Origin of the sequence: Aeribacillus sp. FSL M8-0254, assembly GCF_038008845.1 — a bacterium.
GTDB lineage: Bacteria > Bacillota > Bacilli > Bacillales > Aeribacillaceae > Aeribacillus > Aeribacillus composti.
Window position 1 is genome coordinate 3303001 of the sequence record NZ_JBBOZY010000001.1, and the last position, 25965, is coordinate 3328965.

19 protein-coding genes and 1 CRISPR repeat array (1 of these 20 only partly in view) are annotated in these 25965 nt (G+C 38.1%); of the genes, 7 read left to right on the forward strand and 12 right to left on the reverse strand.

What is annotated here, in order from left to right; all coding sequences use genetic code 11:
• Window positions 1-25: 25 nt before the first annotated feature.
• From NSQ44_RS16035 to NSQ44_RS16045, 3 genes are all read right to left on the reverse strand, one after another.
• On the reverse strand, window positions 26-1453 hold the full coding sequence (locus NSQ44_RS16035) for an aldehyde dehydrogenase family protein (protein ID WP_340857644.1): 1428 nt from the start codon (window positions 1451-1453) through the stop codon (window positions 26-28).
• A 179-nt stretch (window positions 1454-1632) separates the two neighbouring features.
• Window positions 1633-2988, reverse strand: a complete 1356-nt coding sequence (locus NSQ44_RS16040) for a hypothetical protein (protein WP_340857645.1) — start codon at window positions 2986-2988, stop codon at window positions 1633-1635.
• 238 nt (window positions 2989-3226) lie between these two features.
• Window positions 3227-5002, reverse strand: a complete 1776-nt coding sequence (locus tag NSQ44_RS16045) for a putative bifunctional diguanylate cyclase/phosphodiesterase (protein WP_340858285.1) — start codon at window positions 5000-5002, stop codon at window positions 3227-3229.
• A gap of 289 nt (window positions 5003-5291) precedes the next feature.
• Between NSQ44_RS16045 and NSQ44_RS16050 the strand changes: the two genes are divergently transcribed.
• The 4 genes from NSQ44_RS16050 to NSQ44_RS16065 are packed head-to-tail and all read left to right on the forward strand — an operon-like array spanning window position 5292 to window position 10467.
• Window positions 5292-6731: a PTS mannitol transporter subunit IICB gene (locus tag NSQ44_RS16050; RefSeq protein WP_340857646.1), complete on the forward strand. Its 1440-nt coding sequence runs from the start codon at window positions 5292-5294 to the stop codon at window positions 6729-6731.
• Between the two features lie 40 nt (window positions 6732-6771).
• The gene (locus tag NSQ44_RS16055) at window positions 6772-8874 is read left to right on the forward strand and encodes a BglG family transcription antiterminator (RefSeq protein WP_340857647.1); all 2103 of its coding nucleotides are present in this window, start codon (window positions 6772-6774) and stop codon (window positions 8872-8874) included.
• 1 nt (window position 8875) lies between these two features.
• On the forward strand, window positions 8876-9310 hold the full coding sequence (locus NSQ44_RS16060; RefSeq protein WP_340857648.1) for a PTS sugar transporter subunit IIA: 435 nt from the start codon (window positions 8876-8878) through the stop codon (window positions 9308-9310).
• A gap of 2 nt (window positions 9311-9312) precedes the next feature.
• A complete protein-coding gene (locus NSQ44_RS16065) occupies window positions 9313-10467 on the forward strand; it encodes a mannitol-1-phosphate 5-dehydrogenase (protein ID WP_340857649.1) in 1155 nt (384 codons plus the stop codon).
• Window positions 10468-10767: 300 nt separating this feature from the next.
• On the opposite strand, the gene NSQ44_RS16070 is transcribed toward NSQ44_RS16065, so the two are convergent.
• The 4 genes from NSQ44_RS16070 to NSQ44_RS16085 all read right to left on the reverse strand — a co-directional run bounded on the left by NSQ44_RS16070 (window position 10768) and on the right by NSQ44_RS16085 (window position 13807).
• Window positions 10768-11154 (reverse strand): gamma-glutamylcyclotransferase family protein, encoded by a 387-nt coding sequence (locus NSQ44_RS16070; protein ID WP_066250059.1) that lies wholly within the window; start codon window positions 11152-11154, stop codon window positions 10768-10770.
• Window positions 11155-11684: 530 nt separating this feature from the next.
• Window positions 11685-12110 (reverse strand): threonine/serine exporter family protein, encoded by a 426-nt coding sequence (locus NSQ44_RS16075; protein ID WP_063386829.1) that lies wholly within the window; start codon window positions 12108-12110, stop codon window positions 11685-11687.
• A gap of 17 nt (window positions 12111-12127) precedes the next feature.
• Complete coding sequence (locus NSQ44_RS16080; protein ID WP_445659512.1) at window positions 12128-12898, reverse strand: threonine/serine exporter family protein; 771 nt, start codon at window positions 12896-12898, stop codon at window positions 12128-12130.
• 48 nt (window positions 12899-12946) lie between these two features.
• On the reverse strand, window positions 12947-13807 hold the full coding sequence (locus NSQ44_RS16085; protein ID WP_340857650.1) for a TetR/AcrR family transcriptional regulator: 861 nt from the start codon (window positions 13805-13807) through the stop codon (window positions 12947-12949).
• Window positions 13808-13984: 177 nt separating this feature from the next.
• On the opposite strand from NSQ44_RS16085, the gene NSQ44_RS16090 reads away from it, so the two are divergent.
• Window positions 13985-15412, forward strand: a complete 1428-nt coding sequence (locus tag NSQ44_RS16090; RefSeq protein WP_340858288.1) for a DHA2 family efflux MFS transporter permease subunit — start codon at window positions 13985-13987, stop codon at window positions 15410-15412.
• 323 nt (window positions 15413-15735) lie between these two features.
• Here the strand turns inward: NSQ44_RS16090 and NSQ44_RS16095 are convergent, their stop codons facing one another.
• Entirely contained in the window at window positions 15736-16911 is a 1176-nt protein-coding gene (locus NSQ44_RS16095; protein WP_063386832.1) for an acetyl-CoA C-acetyltransferase, read from the reverse strand.
• Between the two features lie 1088 nt (window positions 16912-17999).
• On the opposite strand from NSQ44_RS16095, the gene NSQ44_RS16100 reads away from it, so the two are divergent.
• Window positions 18000-19178 (forward strand): M20 metallopeptidase family protein, encoded by a 1179-nt coding sequence (locus tag NSQ44_RS16100; protein WP_066250069.1) that lies wholly within the window; start codon window positions 18000-18002, stop codon window positions 19176-19178.
• Between the two features lie 343 nt (window positions 19179-19521).
• Here NSQ44_RS16100 and NSQ44_RS16105 read toward each other — a convergent pair whose 3' ends face one another.
• The 3 genes from NSQ44_RS16105 to NSQ44_RS16115 are packed head-to-tail and all read right to left on the reverse strand — an operon-like array spanning window position 19522 to window position 21881.
• Entirely contained in the window at window positions 19522-20748 is a 1227-nt protein-coding gene (locus NSQ44_RS16105; protein WP_340857651.1) for a cation:proton antiporter, read from the reverse strand.
• A gap of 9 nt (window positions 20749-20757) precedes the next feature.
• On the reverse strand, window positions 20758-21258 hold the full coding sequence (locus NSQ44_RS16110; RefSeq protein ID WP_066250077.1) for a cation:proton antiporter regulatory subunit: 501 nt from the start codon (window positions 21256-21258) through the stop codon (window positions 20758-20760).
• 56 nt (window positions 21259-21314) lie between these two features.
• The gene (locus tag NSQ44_RS16115; protein WP_130157422.1) at window positions 21315-21881 is read right to left on the reverse strand and encodes a tyrosine-type recombinase/integrase; all 567 of its coding nucleotides are present in this window, start codon (window positions 21879-21881) and stop codon (window positions 21315-21317) included.
• A gap of 654 nt (window positions 21882-22535) precedes the next feature.
• Between NSQ44_RS16115 and NSQ44_RS16120 the strand changes: the two genes are divergently transcribed.
• The gene (locus tag NSQ44_RS16120; RefSeq protein WP_066250083.1) at window positions 22536-22865 is read left to right on the forward strand and encodes a CHY zinc finger protein; all 330 of its coding nucleotides are present in this window, start codon (window positions 22536-22538) and stop codon (window positions 22863-22865) included.
• Window positions 22866-22980: 115 nt separating this feature from the next.
• On the opposite strand, the gene NSQ44_RS16125 is transcribed toward NSQ44_RS16120, so the two are convergent.
• The gene (locus NSQ44_RS16125) at window positions 22981-24684 is read right to left on the reverse strand and encodes a methyl-accepting chemotaxis protein (protein WP_340857652.1); all 1704 of its coding nucleotides are present in this window, start codon (window positions 24682-24684) and stop codon (window positions 22981-22983) included.
• 818 nt (window positions 24685-25502) lie between these two features.
• A CRISPR array of direct repeats spans window positions 25503-25965; the repeat unit is 29 nt; unit sequence ATTTATATCCCACTTAGTTCAGATAAAAC; it runs 547 nt beyond the window's last position.

Genomic DNA, 25965 nt, shown 5'->3' on the forward strand with positions numbered 1-25965 from the left:
CTGTACACCACCATGTTTGTTTCATTCAATAAGGATCTTGAAAAACAATCATCTTCATTTCTGTCATTTCCTGAATTGCATAACGCGGCCCCTCCCGGCCAATCCCGCTATTTTTCACACCGCCGTAAGGCCAATGGTCAAGCCGGAAATTTGAAGTGCCGTTGATTACAACGCCTCCTACTTCCAGCTCCTTAGCTGCTTGATAAATGACATCCATGCGGTTTGTAAATAATCCCGCTTGAAGTCCAAAGGACGAATTATTTGTTTCCGCTATTGCCTCTTCAATCGTACAATACGGAATAATGCTGACAATCGGGCCGAACACTTCTTCACATATAACTTTGCTTTGCTTCGGCGGATTCAGAAGAACGGTCGGCTCAACTGTCGCCCCCCGCTGTTTTCCTCCGGTAATCAACTCGGCTCCGGATTGGACTGCTTCCTTGATCCAATTCATAACGCGTTCCGCCGCTCGTTCATCCACCAAACAGCCAATATCTGTATCCGGCGATAATGGATCTCCAACCTTTAATTGCTCCACTTTCTCTTTGAAAAGTTTTGTAAACGGCTCAACGACAGTCTCGTGTACATAAATTCTTTGAACGGAAATGCAGCTTTGACCGGAATTGCTGTAGCCTGTTAAGGCACATAAAGCTGCCGCTCTCTTTAAATCAGCATCTTCGTGTACAATGGTTGCGGCATTTCCTCCTAGCTCTAACAGCACTTTTTTCATTCCAGCCAAGTCACATATATTACGGCTGGCAGCAACTCCACCTGTAAACGAAATAACATTGACCCGGTCATCCTGAACAATTTGCTGACCGACTTCTGCTCCTCCTAGCACCATATTAATACCATGTTTTGGAAAGCCTGCTTCAAGCAGAAGCTTCAGCAGTTCCGCTGCAATTAAAGGCGTCTGAGGAGCAGGCTTTAACACAACACTGTTTCCGGCTGCAAATGCAGGTCCGATCTTATGACAAATGAGATTTAACGGCGCATTAAATGGGGTGATAGCTGCAACAACCCCAACCGGAACACGAAACGTCATGGCCAATGCTTTCGTTCCACGCTGCGAAGCGCTTCCCGGTATCGTTTCTCCGATCAGCCGTTTTGCTTCTTCCGCTGATTGTTCCAATGTTTCAACCGAGCGGGATACTTCATCCAATGTGTTTTTCAATGGCTTGCCGAGTTCCTCGGAAATAAATTTTGCGAATGTCTTTTTTCTGCTGTCTAGCAAGGAAGATGCTTTTTTTAAAATATTGGCTCTCTCGTAAACTGGAATTCCTGCAATCTCTTTTTTTGCTTGAAATGCTGAGGATAAAGCATTTTCAACATCTTCCTTTGTTGACAGCAGCTGCTCACCGATTATTTCGCCAGAATAAGGGCTCCGCACCTGTACTACTGGCCGCCCCGAATTGATCCAACATCCGTTAATAAATGGCTGAGCTTTTCTCATCTAATCACCTGCTTATCACATCGATTTGGCTCTGTTTACTCTTCTATTAGATCGATCCAATATCCGAGCTCTTTAGATCGATCTAAAATTCTATTAGATCGATCTAAAAAATATTTATTGTTGAGAATTTTGGAAATAATCTCTTTTTAAGAAGATTATAAGTTTTATTGTAAACGGTGTCAATACATAAAAAACATTTCAATAAAACATGCTACCACAATGCCGAACCCAATGTACCCTAATGCAAAAATCATATTCCATGAACCGATCCGATAAGATTGTGCGTTTAATTCATCAGACAAAATTGATACTGATATATTAAAAGGGCTGAACATCACAGTCGACAAGCTGCTGCATATTAACACAATGGATAGTGGAATTGATGGTATGTCGACTAAAAACGGCTGCAAGAGCTCTGCCAATAAAGCAAAACCTACTAAAGGGTGAAAACCAATTAACGATGTAATGAAAAAATAAAGTCCTATTGTACTATATAAAATCAACGTCTTTTCAGTTCCTAATTCAAAAACAGGTTTTAAAAATGATAGCAATTGCGAGTCTGCCAGCATTTCTACAAATAAACCTGCTCCCAAAAACATGAAAAAGTAATTGGCTAATCCCCTTGTCCGCTCTTTCCAATGCTGGATTGCAACTGTAAAATATCTTTTTCCTTTTTTAATAAACAAAGACCAAATGGTAGAAAATGGGATAATCAACAATACAACAGAAAACAGAAAACCTTTTTGTAAAAAATATTGAACAGTCGACACCATGAAAATAAACAAAAGCAGCATTCCGATTAATTCAGAAGCTTTTTTATAACCCTTTTTCTTATTAAAAAAATGAGGCGTATGAAAGGCGAGTTGGATACCTTGATATTTATACGAAGACATGAGCCAATCAAACCCAAGCATTATGATTGCCATCGAAAGCAAAATTGGAAAAATGATAAAATACTGCACTTTTGTAATGTCTATCGTTGAACTCACCATCACCTCCATCGGGCTCCAAGTAAGACATAAAGCATAGGCGCGCAGCAAGTTTTGCGAATAAAATTTCGTTAGCACTTTTTTGGGCAAATCACGCAGGATAACATTTAATGATTTAATAAGAAGGGGGGCTGTAGCAATATTTAAAAATAGACCGAGTATATGACAAACTCCTGAGCTTCGCCGATATAAATGGTTCAGATCAGCAGCTTGATCCTGAAGTAACAAGCTTAAATGTTTATCATACCTTCCGACACGAATGATGGAATTCATAAATGGCAATACGAAAAACAATGAAAGCAAACCAAGCACTTGCTCAAAATGCAAAATAAACGTATGCCATGGCTGCTTACTTTGAATAAATAAAACAAATCCAATCAATAAAAATATGGCACCTGAAATGAGATATAGTCCTCTGGCATAAACCGCTGAAATTGCGAGTGCTACCAAAGCGACAGCTCCAGTGCTATAGCTTATGACTGGAGCATGAAAAAAACGAGATAAAATATAAATAGCTATCAAAACTGTATACACAAAAATGCGCAAAACCTTTCTCTCATCCTTTCTTTCTCAAAATATACTAATACATAATCTACGGGATCTTCCCTTAACATAACACAGTCTATCAAACACATAAACATTTTTACAAAACAAAAAGACCGGACTCGATATGCCGGCATCTTTTATATGAAAAAACGCACTCTGATAACACGCCGATCCCAAAAATATAAATGCCTCCTCTCCCAAAACGGTTTGAGAAATGGAGGCAGAAGTGAATCATTATTTACATTCTTCTTAAATAATCCCCGGCTTTATCCGCTGGCAAAGGTTTACTGAAATAGTATCCTTGCATAATATGACAGCCCTTCCCTAGCAAATATTTGAGCTGAACATTTGTTTCGACCCCTTCTGCAATGACATCCAAATTTAGAGAATGAGCCATTGCGATGATGGCGTTGACGATTGGATTTTCCTTTTGCCCCTGCCCGATTTGTTGTATAAACGAACGGTCGATCTTAATTGCATTGACAGGAAGTCTATTCAAATAATAAAGAGAGGAAAAACCTTTGCCGAAATCGTCCAGATGAATGTGCACACCTAATGATTGGAGCTTTTGAATAATTTTTACCGCATGTTCAAAATCTTTTATGGCCGTTGTTTCCGTTATTTCGATGACAAGCGAAGAATACGGCAGCTTGTATTTTGAAATCGATTCCTGGACTTGATGAACTAAATCACTATGAAAAAATTTACGTGCCGACATATTGACCGCAATCGTTAATTGTTTATTACTAAATTCCTCCTGCCAGCATTTAAGCTGTTTACACGCTTCATCCAATCCTAAGTTTCCTATCAATTCAATCGTATTATCTTCTTCAGCCAACTCAATAAATTCTGATGGGGAAAGAAACCCTTTCTCCGGGTGATTCCATCGAACTAAAGCCTCAAACCCGATGGTTCGCCTTTGAATGATGTCAACTTTCGGCTGATAATATAAGACAAACTCGTTATTGGCAATACCGCGCCGCAGCTCCTGCTTCAGGAGAAAACGTTCGTAATGATGCTCCATAAAAGATTGATAGAAGCGATATGTGCTTTTCCCATCCTTTTTTGCCTCATACATGGCTAAGTCAGCATGATGGATCAGTGTGTCTGCATTGTGGCCATGCTCAGGAAAAAAAGAAACTCCTATGCTTACTGTGATAAACACAGCATTTTCTCCTAAAATTAGTGGATATTGAAGCTCATTGACAAGGTTTGCAGCCAAATTATAAACTTGATCCTTTTCTACATCTCTCAGCATGATGACAAATTCATCGCCGCTATTGCGGCAAAGAAGCGCGTTTTCGTTTTTCATTATATCTTTTAATCGTTTTGCAAATTTGACTAACAGCTCGTCTCCCTTCTTATGCCCGAAAGAATCATTGATCATTTTAAAATTGTCAATGTCAATAAAGAAAAAGCCTCTTTTTATTTCAGGATGTTTTCCTATTTCTTCATCAACCATTTTTCGAAAAGTAGCCCGTTCTAATAAATTAGTCAACGAATCGTAGTGTGCCAGCTTTAATAATCTTTTTTCCTTTTTATTCCTAGCTATTTCCTTCGCAGTCCGATCCCTAAACAAGCGAAAAATCGTTTCGTCTTTCTCCTTTGTCTCCGTCGTCTCTATGTTTATAATAAAAATGAGCCCAATGATCTCCCCTTTGTAGCTTTTAAGAGGCATTTCCAAATAACCGGCGCCTTCTATATCTCCCTTTAATCTAGAGAATAACTGGTGAATAAATTTTTCGTAAAAGCTCGCTTCCTTTAAAGAACTTTCCAAAGCTAGTATTGGCTGAACATCTCCATCAGACAAATTTCCGTTTCGATACATTGCTAGTACATTTATTTTTGAAGATGTTTCGTCCACTTCTCCGACAAGGACTATTGGCGCATGTAATGTTTCTGCAATATACTTAACAAGGGAGCGAAAGTATTCTTCTCCAACATGAGTCAGCACTTCAACAGCCCGTATACCCAGCACTCTCTCAATCTCTTCCAGAGCTTCGTGTCTTTTCATCCCCACTACGATACCCTCCACATAATACGATTCCATTTTCAAGCACCTTATACAGAAAATAGAAGTTACATTTATAGTAATAAAATACAGGAAATTTGTCATCTGATAGATGCCAAAAAATAGCTAAAAAGAAGGATAAAAAGCATGCGTTTGGTTAAACTTCAAATAAATTTTGTCAGCAGCAAAAGTGACAAACTTGACTTTTCTTTAAATTGAGACTCGCAATGATAACGCTTTAAAATTTAAAATGTAGAAACATTATTCTAAAAAAATAAAAGGGGTGAACACAATGGCAGAATCAAATCTTAAAGTAAAAATACAGAGATTCGGCAGTTATTTAAGCGGAATGATTATGCCAAATATCGGCGCATTTATTGCGTGGGGACTCATCACTGCGTTATTTATACCGACTGGTTGGACACCAAATGAAGCTTTAGCAAAACTAGTGAATCCGATGATACAATATTTGTTGCCGCTTCTAATTGGTTTTACCGGCGGACGCATGGTGTATGATCTGCGCGGAGGAGTTGTGGGTGCAACCGCAACGATGGGAGTAATCGTTGGAGCGGACATTCCAATGTTTTTAGGTGCCATGATAATGGGCCCTCTTGGTGGGTATATTATAAAGCAAGTGGACAGACTGTTCCAAGGAAAAGTTAAATCCGGATTTGAGATGCTTGTCAACAATTTTTCAGCTGGTATTGTCGCCGCTATTTTAACGATTATTGCTTTTTTAGGAATCGGCCCGATTGTCGTAACTTTGAGCGGCATTTTGGCAGGTGGAGTTAAATTCATTGTCGATGCCAACCTGCTTCCACTCGCAAGTATATTTATCGAACCCGGAAAAGTGCTGTTTTTAAATAATGCGATTAATCATGGAATTTTAAGCCCGCTCGGAATTGAACAAGCAGCAGAAACAGGCAAATCCGTTTTATTTTTGCTTGAAACGAATCCAGGGCCAGGTCTAGGAATTTTGCTTGCCTATATGCTGTTTGGAAAAGGAAATTCTAAACAAACTGCTCCTGGTGCAGCCATTATTCACTTTTTGGGCGGAATTCACGAAATTTACTTCCCTTATATTTTAATGAGACCATTATTAATTTTAGCTGCTATTGCCGGCGGAGCGAGCGGAGTGTTAACATTCTTACTTTTTGATGCCGGACTTGTGGCAGTGCCTTCACCGGGAAGTATTATTGCATTAATGATTATGACTCCAAAAGGACATTATATAAGTGTGTTGGCTGGTGTTATTGTTGCAACTGCTGTTTCATTCCTCATCTCAAGCATCATCTTAAAAGCAGCGAAAGCAGACAGCGAGGAAGACTTATCAGCAGCAGCAGAGAAAATGCAGCAATTAAAAGGTAAAGAAAGCAAAGCAGCAGAAATGCTCACAAATCAAGCGCAAAAAGACAGCGAAGATGCCGAGCTGCAAGAAAATGAATTAGCCAATGTCCAAAAGATTGTTTTTGCTTGTGACGCAGGCATGGGATCCAGTGCAATGGGCGCTTCCATTTTGCGAAACAAAGTCAAAAAAGCTGGGTTAAATATCGAAGTAACAAACACTGCCATCAACAATTTGCCTGATGACGCAGACATTGTATTTACACATAAAGATTTAACAGATAGAGCAAAAGCAAAGCTTCCTAATGCAACACACATTTCTGTTGAGAATTTCTTAAACAGTCCTAAGTACGATGAACTGCTAGAAAAATTAAAAGAACAGTCATAAGTAGATTGCACAGCTGCGCACTTTAAAAGGGGTGAATTCCATGTACTTGCGGGCGAGAGAACGGGAAATCATCGAATTAATGCTGCAGGAGGACCGACACATTTCCACAAAAGAGATCGCTGAACGATTAAACGTCAGCTCAAGAACAGTTCACCGGGAGCTTAAAAATATAAAAAAAGTGATAAAAAAATATGGTCTTTATATTGACAGCCTGCAAGGAAAAGGAATTCGCTTATTCGGTCCATCGCTGCGGAAACAAAATTTATTAAAAGATATCCGATCTGGAGAGCACACAGACTTTAGCCAGGAAGAAAGAAAAGTGCTTATCCTATGTTCACTTTTAGAGGCCAGCGAGCCTCTAAAACTGTTTACACTAGCTGAAAAATTAAACGTCACTTCTGCAACCGTAAGCAATGATTTAGATCAAATCGAAGAATGGATTGCTCAATTTGATTTGAAGCTCATCCGAAAAAGAGGATACGGAATAGAACTCATTGGACCAGAAAATGGAAAGAGGGCTCTCCTTGGAAACATTATAATGGAGAAATTGGATGAAAAAAGTTTTTTGCAAGCAATTGAAAGGCAGATAAAAGAAGAGAAAAATGAAAAAAGGGAAAAAATTTTTGAAATCATTGATGAAGAAAAAATAAAAACGGTTGAAGGAGTACTTGAAAATTTTCGGCAAACCATTTTATTTTCTATTGCGGACAGTGCCTATATTGCTCTTGCAGTCCATTTAATGCTGGCAGCGGAAAGAATCCAAAAAGGCGAAACAATCGATATCGATCCTCAAGTTTTTCAAGAATTGAAAGGCACAAAAGAATTCGAATCCGCCCGCATGATCGTCAAAGAATTGGAAAAAGCCTTTCAGATCAAGTTTCCTGAAGCGGAAATCGGCTATGTCGCGACTCATTTATTAGGTGCGCGTAGAAAAGAAGATAAAGATTTTTCCTTCTTTGATGTAGATGTAGACATTTCAAGAAAGGTCCATGCGCTCATTGAATTTGTTTCCAACAAAACCGGCTTTCCCTTGACGGAAGATCAATCTTTATATCAAGGGTTGGTAGCCCATTTTGTCCCTGCTATTACACGTTCAAAAGAGAAGATTCATACGCACAATCCTCTGCTGCAACAGATCAAAACAAAATTTTCCGCCCTTTTCGCGTCTGTCGAAGAAGGGGTAAAAAAAATCTTTTATGATCTTCAGTTATCAGAGGATGAAATTGGATTTCTCGTACTGCATTTTGGCTCCGCTTTAGAATCAAAGATGGAGAATATTTCGCTGCAAGGATTAGTTGTTTGCCCCAGCGGAATCGGTTCTTCCAAAATGCTGGCAACGAGACTTCGCAAGGAATTTCCTGAAATAGAAAACATTCATATTGCTTCTCTTATTGATTTGAAAAAGCTGGATGTCAGCCAATACGATATTATTATTTCAACTACCGATCTTCCGTATCGTCATGTGCCATATATTACAGTTAACCCGCTGTTAAATGAGCATGATATCGCCAAAATAAAAAGGTACATGAATGAAAAGCTGACAGAATTCAAAAGAAGCGAAAACAATGTTCCGGTCATTCCTTTCCGGAAAAATCCTTCAAACGATATGATTCACATCATCGATCAATTTTTTGAACTGGGCGATATTATCAAAACAGTTTTGCTCCATTTCAATGTGAGCTTGCTTGAAAATACAGGACAGCATAAAAAAAATCTTTTGGAAATCGCCCGCACATTGCATAAAGAAAAATTGATCACAAATGATGAATCCGTTGCGAAGAAGCTTTTGGCGAGAGAACAAAAAGGAGGATTGGGAATTCCCGGGACAAAAATTGCTTTATTTCATTTAAAAGATGAAGAAGTATTGATTCCTTTATTTCGTATTTATGATTTGGACAAAGCGGACAACGTCCTCGGAATGGACGGAAATGCGATGGAAATCAGCCGGATATTGCTGCTTTTAGCTCCTGAACAGCTAACTCAAAATAAGCTGGAAATATTAAGCCAAATCAGTTCATCTATTATTGAGAGCAATAGCAGTTTAACACTATTTGAAAGCGGAGATGAAACAGCCGTCTATCATAAACTGAATGTGATTTTCCATCATTATATGAAAGAAAAATTTTTTAATTGGAGTGAGTGAGATGAAGCCAATACTAACAACTGACAACATTGTTTTAAATGCAAAGGTGTCCAATCAGGAGGAAGCTATTAAATTAGCCGGAAAGGTTCTTGTGGAAAACGGCTATGTGAACGAACATTATATCAGTAAAATGCTTGAAAGAGAGCGAATCACTTCCACATATATGGGGAACCATATAGCTATTCCACACGGAACAGACGAAGGAAAAAAAGACATTTTAACATCAGGTATTTCCATTATTCAAATTCCTGAAGGCGTAGAATATGGAGAAGGCAACATTGCTAAAGTAGTGTTCGGAATTGCCGGAAAAGACAACGAACATTTGGAGCTCTTGTCGAAAATCGCCATCCTTTGCTCAGAGGAAGAAAATGTTGACCGTATCATCAATGCAGCAACTAAAGAAGAATTAATCAATTTATTCAATGAGGTGGAATAAACATGATCGCTTTGCAGTTCGGCGCTGGAAATATAGGAAGAGGATTCATCGGCGCTCTTCTAAATCAAGCTAACTATGAAATATATTTTCTTGACGTGAATGAAAATCTAATCTCTGAGCTAAATAAAAGAGGAAGTTATATCATCGAATTAGCCAGCGAAAAAAAAGAAACAATCACCGTCACAGGTGTAAAAGGAATTAACAGTGCAAAACAAACTGACAAAGTCATCGATCTCATTTGCCAAGCTGACTTAATTACAACGGCTGTCGGTCCAAATATTTTAAAAATCATTGCACCGACAATCGCTTCAGGACTTAAGGAACGATTTAAACAGTCAGTCCAGCCTTTAAACATTATTGCATGTGAAAATATGATCGGCGGCAGCCAATTATTAAAAGAAGAGGTACGCAAATCGCTTACAGATGAAGAAAAACAAAAATTGGATCAATATGTTGGCTTTCCTAATGCCGCTGTCGACCGCATCGTTCCATTACAAACCCACGAGGACCCTTTAAAAGTTTCTGTTGAACCATTTTTTGAATGGGTCGTGGAAAAAACAGACATAAAAGGAAGCTTGCCAAATATTCAAGGAATCACCTATGTTGACGACTTAAATCCATATATTGAGCGCAAGCTATTTACTGTCAACACTGGACATGCTACTGCGGCTTATTTAGGCTATTTCAAAAATATAGAAACAATCGACAAAGCTGTATTGGACCCGTTTGTCCGCCCAATTTTAGAAGGAGCGCTAGCTGAAACCGGCGACATGCTGGCGAAAACTTATCATTTTGATCGTTCCGAGCATCAAAAATATATTGATAAGATTATCTCTAGATTTGAAAACAAACAAATTTCCGATCATGTCACTAGAGTAGCCAGATCACCTATTCGCAAGCTTGGCGCAAACGACCGATTAATTTTACCAGCCAAAAGATTAATGGAATTCGGTCAAAAACCTGAAAATCTTGCAACAGCCGTATCAGCTGCGCTATTGTTTGACTATAAAGAAGACCAAGAGGCAGTCGAATTGCAAGAAATCATTAAAACAAAAGGAGCAGCTGCAGCTTTGAAGCAGTACAGCCAGCTTGACGAAAACGACCCGTTAACAAAACTAATTCTTGAAAAATATGAACAGCTCATCAAATTGAAATAATGTAGGCAGGATGGTTCATTCTGCCTGTTTAAACACCGGGGCTGTCCGATAAGTCCCTAAAATGAAGCAAGTGGAGAAAAACAATTCGTTTCTCTCCACTTGCTTTTATATTTTTTCGATTTTTATCTGAAAGTAGCTGGCGGATGCCGGCTACTTTCAGGAAGTTGTGGGCTAATGCCACAATCCCGTCAATCAAATGTAATGAACAAGAAAACATATTCATCATTCACAATCAATACTAAAACTATACAAAGAAGGCTGACTCAACATCGCTGAAAAGCAATGTGTTGAATCAGCCTTTTACTTTTGATTTCTCCGATGCTCTCGCCATGAATTGGAATATATGATAGGAAGATGCTGCGCTTTTTCCAAGGAATATACGTAAACAAAACCTTCTATATTTTGCCGGCTATCCTTGACCCAAACACGCTCATACTCATTATTCGGCCGGCCTTCTAAAAAATCCTCCAGCAAATCCATTTGCCTTAATCCTTCTTCTGTCACAATGAGCCATTCACCGGCAACTTCGTCTTCTCCTTCATCAAGAACAAGCGCTGGATAATCTCCTACATCATACAGTCGGCCTTTCACATGCCCCTTTTTGCAAGAGATTAAATAGGGCTCTACAACATGATGATTTGCTTCCCCGACTAACAACGTTCCATACACAAAAACTTGATAAAGCATGGCTGCTCACCTCAAAAAGTATAATCAGATCAGCGAACACCGACATTTAGTTGAAAAAGAGCTATTGCACACTTCAAAAAGCATAGTCCGGTCAGCGTGTCTATGAAAGCTAGTATGTATAAAAATTTGTTTCTTAGACGACAAATACTTCGGAAAATCAAGTTGAAATGAGCGATTGTCCACCTTAAAAGCATAGCCTAGCCAGCGTGTCCTATGAAAGCTAGTATGGTATAAAATTCGTGCCTAGACGACAAATGTACCGGCAAACTAATTGAAACGAGCTACTACCCACCTCAAAAATCAAGTTGAAATGAACGATTCCCCACCTCAAAATGCATAGTCCGGTCAGCGTGTCTATGAAAGCTAGTATGTAAAAAAATTTATTCCTAGGCGGCAAATCAATTGAAAAGAGCTACCGCCCCCACCTAAAAAAAACATAATCAGCTAAGCAAGACCATGAAAACTGACATGTATAAAAATTTGTTCCCTAAGCGGCAAATGTGCACCGGTAAACTAATTGAAAAGAGCTATTACCGAATAATTTTCATAATCATCCGATTCAATACTTCGGAAAACACTAGTCCCATGGCGATAGCTCCTGATATGATAAAAGCTTTAGCTGCTAGTTCAATCGCCGTAAAATAGTCTTGCTCGACTACATGGCGCATGGCATCATACGCAATCCCTCCTGGGACAAGCGGAATAATACCTGGAACAGAAAAAATGATGATCGGCGCTTTATACATTTTCGTAAACAAGTGACTAATGAAGGCAACAAGAAGCGCTGAAATAAATGCAGCGATAATTAAATCCATCTTAAAATGAATCAAGAATAAATACGAAAGCCATCCAACTGCTCCCGCAATTCCGCATGCAAATAACGTCTTTTTTGGTACATTAAAAATAATTCCAAATGCAAATGCTGCAATAAAGCTTGCTGCAAGTTGTGACAGCATGACAACAATCCTTTCAATTAATAAATCGATAAAACGATGGCAATTCCTGACCCGATCGCAAAAGCTGTTAAAAACGCTTCAGCTCCCTTTGATAATCCAGCCACTAAATGTCCTGCCATCAAATCGCGGACAGCATTCGTGATATGCAGCCCCGGCACAAGAGGCATGACAGAACCGATAATAATTTTATCTAAATCTGTCCCGATGCCCAGCTTCACCTGCCAAATGGCTGTAAATCCAATGACAAACGATGCTAAGAACTCTGAAAAAAATTTAATTTTAGCAAAACGATGAACATAAAGTAAAAATGTAAAACCTAAACCGCCTGAAATCATGGCAGGAACAAAATCTGCCCACTTTCCTTGAAACATGATTAAAAACCAGCCGCTCAAGATGGAAACAGAGGTCAATTGCAGCCAAACTGGATATTCAGGTTTTGATTCGTCTATTTGCTTCAGTTCCAGCAAAGCTTCATCAACAGATATTTCACCCTGCGCCATCCTTCTAGAAATGTTGTTCACCATCGCAACTTTATTTAAATCTATTGTCCGTTCCAGCACACGTACAAGTTTTGTCTGTTCCATTTCGTCAATGGAAAATATAATTCCAGTGGGCATAGCAAAACAATGAGACTGCTTTATACCAAGCGATGTAGCCATCCTCTGCATCGTATCCTCAACACGGTACGTTTCCGCTCCATTTTCAAGCATAATTTTACCAGCTAGCAAACAGGCTTCAATCATCTTGTTGGAATTTAATTGCACGCTAATCTCTCCAATAAACTTCATTTCCTATTATTATATCCAAGTCTTTTGGTAAGTGAATGGCAAAACGATTCAGCCTTTTATAGACCTTTGAGTATTAAATCTTAGCACCTCATCGACCAAATGCTCAAGCTTTTTCTTCTGATCAACTTGGGACATCACCGCGTAAATCAGCGCTCGCCGCGGAACAGAAGATTGCAATTCTTCCTTTAGAAAGGATAGCAATTCCTTTTGCTCCTCATCTGCCGATTTTTTTATTTTATCAATTTGATTGAAAAGGGATTCCTTTTTCTTTTTCCGATTCAAAGCCTCTTCCGGCTCCAGCCTTTCTACTATATCCGGATCAAATAGCTGATCCTTCGTTTTCACAACATTTTCCGCTATTTTTTCAATTCTTCTCAACGAATAAGCGATTATGCTGTTAATTTCTATTTCTGCTCCGGCAGTGACAGCGAAATGAATGGTGTTTTGAACCATTCCATATAACAACACGGCCAAATCAACCGAATAGGGACGTACTTGTTCCCCGAATACTTCTGCAATCCTCTTCTGTGCCCAGCAAAGTTCATCAAAATGATACTGCTGCACCAATCCTTTAAGCTCTTCATCTTCTGACATCAGCACACCATAAAACAGAGCGAATAGTTTATTTTCTTTACTGATTTCCATCTTGACTTGAATTTGTTCGATAAACGCGTTTTTATCGTTTGCTTGCCTGCCAGCCAACACTTCCATTCTCCGCTGATCTGTTTCCATTTTAATCTTTTCAAAAATACTAATTAAAAGTTCTTTTTTCGATGAGAAATAATTATAAAATGTCCCTTTCGATATCCCGCTTTTATCTAAAATATCTTGAACTGATGTTCTCACAAATCCCTTTTCAACAAAAAGAGTATGCGCCGCTTCCATTACTTGTCTTTTTCGATCGTTCAATTTGACTGCACATCCTTTATGATTGAACTCAAAAATAAAAGTTATTGTTGATTTTTTTATACTATCAGTATATATTATTATTATCTTTTATAACAACAGTATAAAATAATATACTATAAGTACAAGGAGGATTCTCGCTTGACCAATCATGAAACATTAAACAAACCGCCTTATGGGATGATTGCCATTTTATTTGTTGGTGCCTTTGTGTCTTTTGTTAACGAAACGTTTCTAAATGTTGCACTTCCATCCATTATGAAGGATTTTGAAATATCTCCTTCATCCGCGCAATGGCTGTCAACAGGCTACATGCTGATTAATGGGATTTTAATTCCTGCCAGCGCATTCTTGTTGCAAAAGTTTACGAATCGCCAACTATATATTACAGCAATGAGCTTGTTTACAGCCGGTACAGTGCTAGCTTCACTTTCGCCGACATTTGGCGTGTTATTGGTTGCAAGAATGTTTCAAGCGGCCGGTTCAGCGATCATGGCTCCCTTATTAATGAATGTCATGCTTGTCGCTTTTCCTGTTGAACGGCGCGGCACAGCAATGGGATTTTTTGGACTCGTAATGATCACTGCGCCAGCGATAGGGCCAACGCTATCCGGATGGATTGTTGAGCATTATTCATGGCGTACATTGTTTGACATCGTTATTCCGATCGCTGCTCTCACACTCATCCTTGCAATCTTTAAATTAAAAAACATTTTGCCGCAAAAACAAATATCTTTGGATATTTTATCGCTCATCTTATCAAGCATCGGGTTTGGCGGCATTTTATACGGGTTTAGCTCCGCCGGGGAAAAAGGCTGGGATTCCGTTTATGTATATGGAACCATTATTGTCGGAACGATCAGCTTAGTCTTGTTTATTGTGCGGCAATTAAAAATGGAAGAGCCTCTTTTGCAATTTCGAATTTATAAATATCCGATGTTCGCCTTATCATCCGCTATTTCGATCGTCCTTTCGATGACGATGTTCTCAGCGATGCTGCTTATGCCAATATATATTCAAACAATTCGCGGGATTTCACCTTTTGATTCCGGACTTTTAATGCTGCCGGGAGCAATCATCATGGGAATTATGTCGCCGATAACAGGAAGGCTTTTTGATAAATTTGGTGCTAGAGCGCTCGCCATTATCGGCTTATCTATTACCATTTTTACAACATATGAATTCAGCCACTTAACAATGGATACATCCTACAGCTTTTTAATGCTTATGTACTCATTAAGAATGTTGGGAATGTCGATGGTGATGATGCCCGTCATGGCAAACGGAATCAATCAGCTGCCGCAAACCATGAACCCGCACGCTACAGCGATGAACAACACGTTGCAGCAAGTTTCAGGAGCTGCTGGTTCAGCGCTGCTGGTCACGCTCATGCAAAACAAAGCAGAGTCGGAAGCGGAGCGATTGGCGCAATCCGCAGCGGGTGATCCAGCAAAAATGGCCGATATCATGAATGAAGCAATGCTAAATGGAATCAACTTTTCTTTCAAAATATCAGTGTTAATTGCACTGATCGCCCTCGTTCTCACTTTCTTTATCAAACGGGCAAAACCTGAAGGAGAAACATATTTAAAGCAATCCGCATCATAAAATAGAAAGCCTCTAGACGAAGTTCATCAGTCTAGAGGCTTTTTCATTCAAAATAGATTTTCCAAGCCGGAATTAAAAGGCAGCTTCAACAGCAGCTGAACATTTCATACCTTTTTATTTATCATCAACTCTCTTATAATCAAAAAAGTTGCAGAGACTGCTTCAATAATATGTTCTGCATCAGCAGTTGACATTCCGATACAGTTGTCCCATTTTTCTTTTGAAATCCCGTTGCCGAATGGAAACAAATAAGGCTTGATCCGACAATATATTTAACCCGTTATTTTCTCGTGTAGCCGAAGCATTCAATTTTTTCTGCGGATTTACAGCGCTTCCCAAACAGCGGCGATTCCTTGTCCTCCGCCAATACATGCAGATACAGCGCCATATTTTTTGTTTCGCCTTTTTAATTCATAAATAAGAGTTGTCGTGATTCTTGTTCCGCTTGCAGCAAGAGGATGTCCTAGCGCAACGGCTCCCCCATTTACATTTCCTATTTCAAGATCAAAGCCTAATTCTTTTTGGCATGCTAAATATTGAGCAGAGAAAGCTTCATTGATTTCAATTAAGTCCAAATCAGAAATCGTTAAATTTGCTTTCTTTAATGCATTTTGAATAGCAGGAACCGGACCGATCCCCATATACTTCGGTTCTACTCCTACAACATCCCAGGAAACAAGGCGGGCAATCGGTTTTAACCCCTTTTCTTCTGCATAATCACTTGATGCAATGACAACAGCTGCTGCTCCATCAACCATACCGCTTGCATTTCCCGGCGTGACAACACCATTTTCAATAAATCTAGGCTTTAATTTACTAAGCTGCTCCATGCTCGTATGGCGGATATGTTCATCTTGATCAATAATGATGTCTCCTTTTTTTCCTTTCACAGTAACCGGTACAATTTCTTCTTTAAAATACCCTTTTTCTCTCGCCGCAATCGCACGCTCATGGCTAGATAAAGCATGACGGTCAATTTCTTCCCTCGTTAAATTATATTTGACAGCTAAATTTTCAGCTGTTTCAGCCATTGTGCAGCCGCCATACGTATCATATAGTCCATCCCATAACCAGTCTTCTACAACAGGCGAACCTAGAGGACTTCCCCATCTCATACCGCGAATGACATGCGGTACTTGACTCATATTTTCCGTGCCGCCAGCCAGCACAACATTTGCTTCTCCCGTTAAAATGTAGCGGGCGCCTGTTAGGATTGCTTCAATCCCCGTCCCGCATAAACGATTAATCGTTACGGCAGGAACTTCAATCGGGGTGCCGGCTTTTAATCCAACATGTCTTGCTAAAATGTGTGCATCTCTGCTTGATTGCTGAACGTTTCCAAACACAACATGATCAATTTCATCAGGCGAAATATTAGATTTTCGAATAGCTTCTTTAGCCGCAAATGCACCTAAATCAGTCGCAGTAGTATTTCGAAATGATCCAGATATTTCAGCAAATGCCGTTCTTGCTCCTTCCAGCAAAACGATATCTTTCATTTTATTCACTCCTCTAAACATTTCGGTATTCCAACAGTTCCTTTGCATGTATCAAATATTTCTGATGCGTTAGTGTATAAAAAAACGTTTTCATTTATCAGAATAATGAAAATTATTTACACGCTCATTATAAAATTACGAAAATTAAATAACAATGTTAAAAATACTTAAAAATCAAAGGAGAATTCAGCAAATTTGCGTATAGATGAACTAAACGTCAGGTAAAAACGGTTTTTCAAAAACAACCGCTGGATTGTTAATAAGGTAAAAAATGGAATGATGTCAAAATAAATAAGTTGGGGTGAATATTTTCGATCATTTGATGAAAGTATGATGGTTTAGTATTGGATCTTGAAGAATTAGAGATACATTATATTCTAGAAAAAAAGAATTAATTATTAAACCACTCTGGAATGTACAATTTAAAAATGGTAGAAACCCGGAAAAGAAGATGGCAGCTTATCTTATGGTACTAATCCGGACGTGTTGTTTTTAAAAACCAATCATCGAATATTACATTTCTCGCTTTAGGAAAAGGACAGGTCATTTTTATTTTCTGGTTGTTTGATTATTTTTATGGCGCTTTCTTTATATCTCTTTTCCAGCTTGGTTCTTTCGTTTTGAGAAATAGCGAACTTTTCATGAGTTAACCTCTTTTGTTTCTACTAGAGTTCTATATAGAGGCAGCGAATGCATTCTTAAATGGTTCTGTAAAATATAAATAAATGAAAAATTTTACTTGGTGTGACAAAAAAAGGGAGGTAAAATGAATATTAAGTAATTGCAATATATTGTATAGGTTTAATAAAGAATTGGTGATTAAAATATTTAACCATACCTGAAAAAGCAGTTTTCGTACTTCTAAAGAAGGCGAAATATTAAAGAAAATAATACATGATGAAGCCTTTTTTAGTTGGCTTAGAAGTAAAGACGAGTTTTATCTAACGCTGCTAAAGAGTTACTTTTGATCTTAAAACTCAGCTTACTTCTCTTCCCAGCTAGACCACTAGATACTTCATATTTTTGATGATGATTTAACAAACTTTAATCGAAAAAAAGGATCATAATTTTTGAAAGAAGGTGCGAAAATGATTAAAGAGCTTCATCGTTCTTTAATGGAAAATTTCGAACAATTGGTTTCATGGAGAAGATATTTGCATCGGCATCCTGAGCTTTCTTTCCAAGAAGAAAATACACCAAAATTTATTGCAGAGAAGCTTTCCTCCTTTGGGATTGAGGTAAAAACCGGAATCGGTGGAAATGGAGTTATCGGAATGATTAAGGGCGGAAAAGAAGGAAAAACCATTGCCTTCCGCGCAGATTTTGATGCGCTTCCGATCCATGAAGAGAATGACTCTCCTTACAGATCGTCCGTAAAAGGAGTTATGCATGCCTGCGGCCACGACGGGCATACAGCAGCTCTCCTCGGGGTTGCAAAAGTATTAAGTGAAATCGATCGCAGCCGTTTAAAAGGCAACATCGTATTCATCTTTCAGCACGCGGAGGAAAAACCGCCCGGCGGCGCCAAGTTTATGATTGAAGATGGATGCCTGGACGATGTTGACCTTGTATTTGGCGCACATGTTTCTACTGATATTCCGTACGGCAAAATAGGCTTACGAGAAGGACCCGTTATGGCTGCTGTCGATGCATTCACGATTCAAATAAAAGGAAAAGGAGGCCATGGGGCCCGTCCGCATGAAACAGTAGATGCTCTTGTCATCGGCAGCCAAATTGTGAACTACTTGCAGCAAATTGTCAGCAGACGCGTGAATCCGATAGATTCAGCTGTTGTGACAGTTGGTGTGTTTCAAGCTGGAACAGCTTTCAATGTCATTGCAGAAAACGCTAGAATAGAAGGGACAGTAAGAACATTTAATCCAAACGTTAGGAAGCAAATTGAGGAGGAAATCAGAGCGATTGTTCAAGGACTATGCCAAGCTTCGCACGCAAGCTACGAAATTGATTATTTAAACGGCTATCCTCCAGTTATCAATCCTAGAAATGAAACCGAACAATTGCGAGCCATTATTAGCGAGACGTATGCATCTGACTGTTTTTATAATTATCAGCCGTCAATGGGAGCAGAAGATTTTGCATACTATTTAAAGCATAAACCAGGTGTTTATTTTCATGTCGGCGCAAGAGGAGACGATCCAAAAACTCATTATCCTCATCACCATCCCCGCTTTGACTTTGACGAGCGTGCGCTTCTCGTCTCAGGGAAAATATTTTTAAGTATTGTCAATCATTATCTTTTACAATAAAATGATGTCAATTAAAAGTGGTGCAACAAATTCGAAATGTACATTGAAACAACAGCAACAATGATGATTTTATGTAGCGAAACTGTCAACAAGCAAATGCACATTCTGTTCAGCCGCTTCGATCCATACGTTAAAGAAACGCAAACAAAAAATGCGAAATTTTATACGCAAAGTAATAGTTTACAAGGAATGCAGGTTTTCTGTTTTAAGGAGAAAACCTGCATTTTCAATAAATTTTTGAAAACAGCTTACGTACATTTTTCGCGTTTTATTTCTATATTTCTTGAGAGATGTTTTTAGTGTATAATAATGTTCATTGAGCTTAAAATTTCCCATTGGCGAGCTACTCGCCTGGGACTTTTATTTTTTTCTTTTCCGGTGTGTTATTCCATTTGAAAATCTTATTTAAAAACTTGTAAATATTTTTGCTTTCTTTCGCAAGTAGCGGTCCTATGATCGCTAAAATAAGAACATAAAGGGCAGTAAAAGGAGTTAAAATGGGACTTAATCCTGCTGTAATCCCTAAATTTGCAACAATGATCGAAAATTCTCCACGAGCCATAATGGTTAAACCAATATTGGTAGATGCTTTATGGGATAGCCCTGCTTTCCTCCCCGAAATCATACCAGCTACAAAGTTCCCAGCAATTGTGAGTGCGGCAGCGCCTAAAGCTAACCAGATCACACCAGCTAATGTTGATGGATCAATACTCAATCCAAAGCTGAAAAAGAAGATTGCGCCAAAGAAATCTCTAAACGGAACTACCAGATGTTCAATGCGGTCTCGATAGTCAGTTTCTGAAAAAACTAGACCTAACAGCAATGCGCCAATCGCTTCTGCAACATGAAGGGTTTCTGAAAAACCAGCAACAAAAAACAATGCAGCAAATATAACAATAATGAAAATTTCGTCAGATTTAATATTCAACCATTTATTTAATAAAGGCGAACCTTTTCGTGCAATGAAAAAAAACAGCAGCATATAGCCAACCGAAATAAGAACAGAGGTAATGATACCGAGGACAGAAGTAGAGCCGGAAAGCAAGACACCTGACATTGTGGTTAAAAATAAAGCAAGGAAAATGTCGTCAAATAAGATGATCCCAAGGATTAACTCTGTTTCTGGATTTGCTGTTCTTTTTAAATCAACAAGGACTTTGGCGACGATTGCACTGGAAGACACGCTGACAAGCCCAGCAATTATAAGAGTCTCCATCCATGGCATCCCGACGATAAGTCCATATAAAAGGCCTAAAACAAAATTGATTGCTACATAAAGACTCCCGCCTACCACAATATTTCGGCCTGATTTCATCAATTTTCCAACAGAAAATTCCAAACCTAAATAAAAAAGCAAAAACAGAACACCAATGCGTCCTAAAAATTGGATAATTTCTTTGCTTTCAATAAAGGTTAAGTCGATAATCCCAATCGTTGGGGCATGCGGGCCAACAAGCATACCTAGGACAATCAGGAAAGGGATAATGGAAAATTTAAGCTTATTTGCGATAATAGCTGCAATTGCAACAAGGACAAGTGCTGTTCCAACTTCAAAGACTAAATGATCCATCTATAAACCTCACTCCTTTCCTTTGTTCGATAATAAGTTGTTAACTAGTTGTTTTAGTTGGTTTCGTTCTCCTGAAATTACTAATGTATCTCCTGCCTCAATCACCGTATCCGGACCTGGGTTGTGTGTCTTCTTTGTCTTTTTTTTCTTAATAGCAATGACCGTAACTCCATAATTGTTTCTTATATCAATCTCACCGATCGTTTTATTCACAACTGGTGCACCAGGTTCTACTTGATACCATTCAATAATTAAATCATCAAACGCAAAGTCAACGGTTTCTAATGCTTTAGGTTTATATGCCATTCCGCCTAAAATTCCAGCAATTTGTCTTGCTTCTGAGTCATCAAATGTGGCAGTACTTAAAACCTCATCATGATCATCTGAATCAAAATGATAAATTTCTCTCCGTCCATCATCATGGATGACAATAACAAGCTTATCTTGGTTCTTTGTAATAATTTCAAACTTATATCCAATTCCCGGAAGTTCACTTTCTCTAATATTCATGCAAAAATTCCTCCCTCTATAAATGTTTTAAATGAATGGATTAAGGTTGTTGAATATTAAAGGTTTACATCAATTTCCGTTCTAATTTTTTCATCTTTCGAAATTCCTAGATATTTGAGTGTTTCAGAAGGAGACGAATGGTGAAAATATTTCTGAAGCAAAGAAATGGCGACTCCTCGTTTATAGGCATGAAATCCAAAGGTTTTACGCATAGAGTTCGTTCCAATTTTCCCTTGTATGCCGACCGCTTCTGCGGCACGATGGATAATGCGGTAAGCCTGTTGACGCGTGATGGGCTTTTTCGTTTTCGCGGACTGGAATAAATAATCTTCGCGGTTCAATTGTCTCGATTGGATATAGTGGAGAATCGCCCTTTTTACTTTTTGGTTGAGATACACTTCCTTAGTCGTTTTAGATTCTTTATGTGGAAGCAGATAAAAATCCTTTATGTAGCCGTCATCCCCCAAAACATCTCCTACTTTTATTTCCAATATTTCTGTGATCTTTAAACCGGTATTGATGCCAAACACAAAGAGTACATAATCTCGCTCTGAATGCTTTTTTAAATATCTTTTCATGGCATTGATTTGTTTTATATCTCTTAGAGCTTCAACATATTCCATATAGTTATTCCCCTTAATCCATGTTACTTAATACTATTATATACTATTATTATGTAACACGCAAACAAAGCTTTGTATTTTAAGACGAAAATAAGGGATAAGGTAAACAAACTGTTTTTTTATGTTTAGCTGTTCTGTTATTCCTAAAAAAGAGGAATTTTAATATGTAATCCTGCCCGTTTCAAGCCTTCTTTAAACAATTTTGCATACAGTATTTTCTTTATTCCATTTCATAGGAAACAATTTAGGTACCTCTTTTTATCTTGCACTTTTATGAATTTCGCTTGAACCTCATCGCTTCCCAAATTTCGAACTGCACCTTTGTCCTTTTGCGGCATGCCCTAAGCCCATATTGTGCGCCATTAAAATAATCGTTTTTGCTCAATATCACAAAATCATCAAGAAAAGACTGATCTATTTCTAGAAAATCGGCTTATTGACGCCCTCATTAATGTTTTAGAAACGTTGATATATCGGTGTTTATGATTTTTTGTTTTCAATGGCGATTTGACTTTCTAAGACAGCCCCCAAAGTCATCACAACCAAGCACAATTGAAAGAAACAGTTATGCTATACTTTTATATAAAAAAATGACGATTTTTCGTTCTGTTTGTGGCACATGATAAAGACGTTTTGAACTGGGGTGAAAAGCCAATGCACATAAATGGAATAGAAGTGAAAGGTAAAGTTGTCGACAGACAATCTCGTTGCAAGCATTACCATAAAGATGTGGATATTATTGCAATCAAATTTTATTGCTGCCAGACTTATTATCCATGTCATAAATGCCATGAGGAAGAGGGATGCGGAAATCCACAAGTTTGGCCCAAAGCCTTGTTTGATGAGAAGGCGATTTTATGCGGCCATTGCGGGAAAGAATTGACTATTAATGAGTATTTACACAGTGCATATCAATGCCCGAACTGCAATGCGCAGTTTAATCCAGGCTGTGGACTTCACCGTCATTATTATTTTGAAACTTAAAAAATTCATTTCAAAACGCATTACAAAAAGCCATTTCAAACTTACATTTATCAAAGTTTGAAATGGCCCTCATTTTTTAAAATAGACGTGTGTTACATACAATCTCAAAAACTAACTAAATTTTAAACTGCTGTATTAATCGATCAAAATCCATTGCTTCTTTATCCAAATGTTTTGCTGAATTTGCTACTTCCTTCATAGAAGAATTAGACTGTTCAACAGTAGCTGTCACCTCTTCTATTCCAGCTGCAGATTCTTCTGATACAGATGCAATACTTTCAATGGATTCTCCCATTTTTTTCGTATTGTCAAGAACACTGTTAATCGATTCTGACATACCGCGAATTTTATGCGAGACTTTTTTAATGGTCTCTTTTAGTTCATTAAAAATATCACCTGTTTTGGAAATAGTTTCCGTACCTTCTGCTACGTTTCTATAGCCATCCTCCAATGAAATAACAACATTTTTAGATTCAGTTTGAATGCCTTGAATGATAGAAGTAATTTCCGAAACAGAGGAAGCTACCTGTTCTGCAAGCTTGCGCACTTCATCAGCGACAACTGCAAAACCCTTTCCATGTTCTCCTGCTCTCGCAGCCTCAATCGCAGCATTCAACGCTAAAAGGTTGGTTTGATCGGCAATTTCTTGGATGACGTTAATTAATTTGGCAATATCGTTTGTTTTTGTATCTAACCCTTTTACCATTGCGAGTGAACCTTGAATTTTCGCATCAATTGATTCCATTTTTTCGATTGATTTTATCATTGCCTGACTGCCATCCTCCGTCAGAGTAAGCATGGAGTCTGAAAATGTCTGCACTTCTTGTTGATTTTTTAATACATTTGTTACGATCGATTCAAATTCATTCATCTGTTCTAATAGCTCTGATGCAGAGTTCGCTTGTTCTTCAGCACCGCTTGATAATTCCTGCATGGTAGAAGCAATCTGTTGGCTGCCTTGCTGAACCTCTTCGGAATATTGTGACAGCGTTCTGCTTTGTTTGCTTAAATTGCCTGAAACATTTGTCATATGTCCAATAATCTGATGCAAGTTTCCTTTCATTTTATTCATAGCATTGATTAATTGGCCGATTTCGTCTTTACCGTCATAAATGACTGCATGACCTTGCAGGTTCCCGTCTGCGATTTGATTCGCCATTTTTACTGCTACAAGTAAATTTTTCCTTATCGTCCGTGTAATAAGGAAAACCACTGTTACCCCAAGAACGATTGATAAAAGGACAGATAAAACCAATATGAGTAGGCTGTGCTGCATAACATTGAATGTTTGATTGACAGCTACAATGCGTTCTTCCTCTACAGCCTTTGTCAATTGATCTAGCTGAGCAACTGTTTCTGTACGCAATTCAGCGATTTGTTCTCTTAACTTGCCGATTTCTTCCTTGTTTCCACCCTTCAAAGCCGGAACTAGCTCGTTTAAAAACAGATCATTAATCATTTCCTTGTTTGTTTCAATCTTTGCTAATAAATCCCGTTGATTTTTAGTCTCCAGTTGAGACTCTATTCCCTTCTTTTTGTCTTCATACTCCTGCATACGATCATTAAACTCTTGCAAGTTTTTTTCATCCATTGTATTCATATAATCGCTAACTCGAATATCAGCAGCCCTGAAAAGCGAAGCCATTTCCGTTATATGTACAGCCTTTTCTCCTCTACGGTCAATTTGTTCAATGTTGTTTTTTATTTGAAAAAATTGGTTTCCTATAATAATAGACGCTATAATAAATAATCCCACTGTTACGATCAAACCAATTGAATATTTCCAGCCAATATTTAAATTTTTATACATCCGTATCATAATAATCCCCCTCGTACCTTCTTATGTAACTTTTTTTCTTTTTCTAGTTGGAGGTTACACATCGGCAAAGAACGTATGAAATCACTAAAATGAAAGCGGCAAAGTAGGAAGCTATTTGAATATACCTGTTGCAAAAGAACCGGAAAATACTAAAAAGAAAACAGGTAAACCAGAAAGCACTTAAGCTGCCGCATAACCAAAAATTTTTCTATTTTGAGCACCGACTAAAATATAAAAACAACCATTCCGGGAAAAATGCAATATAAAATCTTTCCGAATGGCATCACGAATAAGAAGCAAGCCGAATGCTAACCAAATAGATAAAATATTTTACCTTTAGAAGCTTATATTCATTATCGTCTCACCGCTTTTTCAAGCCATTGGAAACTCCCCCTAAACCAGCCTCTGATTCATGCAATGCTAATTTCTCTTGCATTATGACAAAAGCACTAGTATATGTTTCATTTTAAACCTTTATAAAAATATTTTCATTAAAAAGAATCACACATTTGTACAAATGATTTATGAGAAAGAGTAAGCACTGACCCGTCCTTTGAAGACGGAAACCATCATTGAGACAAGCTAGTATAAAACAAAAATTAAGAAAGTAGGCACTGTTCTTCTCCAGCTTTTCCGTTATATTCGTGTTGCCTGCTTATGAAATGATTAACGCTTAAATTAGCCTTAGCGGTTTGATATCCCACTTTGTTTTGATACAACCATTTTCAACCTGTACGAATTCGTTCAAGTTCCCCTTATTTAAATCCAACTTAGTGATAAAACAAATCTACTTTTTATTTCGGTTCTAACGGAAAAAACTTTATATCCCACTTAGTTTAGATAAAATCACAGGCGTTTTGTCGTAAGAATGGATTCGTTTGGACTTTATATCCCACTTAGTTTAGATAAAACTCACACTGATCAGACATTTCTTTTCTTAGAAGATTAATCTTTATATCCCACTTAGTTCAGATAAAACGCAAGTACAAGGCTGTATCTTCCATACGCCTGGAAAATTTATATCCCACTTAGTTCAGATAAAACCAGCAACTGATGCATTTGTGAATTTAATTCCACGATTTATATCCCACTTAGTTCAGATAAAACGGTCGTTGATCCATCTGATCGGCATACCGAAACGCAATTTATATCCCACTTAGTTCAGATAAAACGCGGTTGATGTTGTTACTTGTGCTCCAATATCTTTATTTATATCCCACTTAGTTCAGATAAAACCCCACCTGCAGTTGAATGGTCAACACTTCCTCTTCTATTTATATC

Bases quoted from the DNA above. Each gene is read 5' to 3' on its own strand.
- NSQ44_RS16115 (WP_130157422.1), bottom strand. From the start codon at position 21,881: ATGGAATATGTTGAAGCTCTAAGAGATATAAAACAAATCAATGCCATG.
- NSQ44_RS16090 (WP_340858288.1), top strand. From the start codon at position 13,985: ATGATTGCCATTTTATTTGTTGGTGCCTTTGTGTCTTTTGTTAACGAA.
- NSQ44_RS16045 (WP_340858285.1), bottom strand. From the start codon at position 5,002: ATGAAAAGACACGAAGCTCTGGAAGAGATTGAGAGAGTGCTGGGTATA.
- NSQ44_RS16105 (WP_340857651.1), bottom strand. From the start codon at position 20,748: ATGGATCATTTAGTCTTTGAAGTTGGAACAGCACTTGTCCTTGTTGCA.
- NSQ44_RS16060 (WP_340857648.1), top strand. From the start codon at position 8,876: ATGAAGCCAATACTAACAACTGACAACATTGTTTTAAATGCAAAGGTG.
- NSQ44_RS16065 (WP_340857649.1), top strand. From the start codon at position 9,313: ATGATCGCTTTGCAGTTCGGCGCTGGAAATATAGGAAGAGGATTCATC.
- NSQ44_RS16080 (WP_445659512.1), bottom strand. From the start codon at position 12,898: ATGAAGTTTATTGGAGAGATTAGCGTGCAATTAAATTCCAACAAGATG.
- NSQ44_RS16110 (WP_066250077.1), bottom strand. From the start codon at position 21,258: ATGAATATTAGAGAAAGTGAACTTCCGGGAATTGGATATAAGTTTGAA.
- NSQ44_RS16100 (WP_066250069.1), top strand. From the start codon at position 18,000: ATGATTAAAGAGCTTCATCGTTCTTTAATGGAAAATTTCGAACAATTG.
- NSQ44_RS16120 (WP_066250083.1), top strand. From the start codon at position 22,536: ATGCACATAAATGGAATAGAAGTGAAAGGTAAAGTTGTCGACAGACAA.
- NSQ44_RS16125 (WP_340857652.1), bottom strand. From the start codon at position 24,684: ATGATACGGATGTATAAAAATTTAAATATTGGCTGGAAATATTCAATT.
- NSQ44_RS16055 (WP_340857647.1), top strand. From the start codon at position 6,772: ATGTACTTGCGGGCGAGAGAACGGGAAATCATCGAATTAATGCTGCAG.
- NSQ44_RS16075 (WP_063386829.1), bottom strand. From the start codon at position 12,110: ATGCTGTCACAACTTGCAGCAAGCTTTATTGCAGCATTTGCATTTGGA.
- NSQ44_RS16050 (WP_340857646.1), top strand. From the start codon at position 5,292: ATGGCAGAATCAAATCTTAAAGTAAAAATACAGAGATTCGGCAGTTAT.
- NSQ44_RS16035 (WP_340857644.1), bottom strand. From the start codon at position 1,453: ATGAGAAAAGCTCAGCCATTTATTAACGGATGTTGGATCAATTCGGGG.
- NSQ44_RS16070 (WP_066250059.1), bottom strand. From the start codon at position 11,154: ATGCTTTATCAAGTTTTTGTGTATGGAACGTTGTTAGTCGGGGAAGCA.
- NSQ44_RS16095 (WP_063386832.1), bottom strand. From the start codon at position 16,911: ATGAAAGATATCGTTTTGCTGGAAGGAGCAAGAACGGCATTTGCTGAA.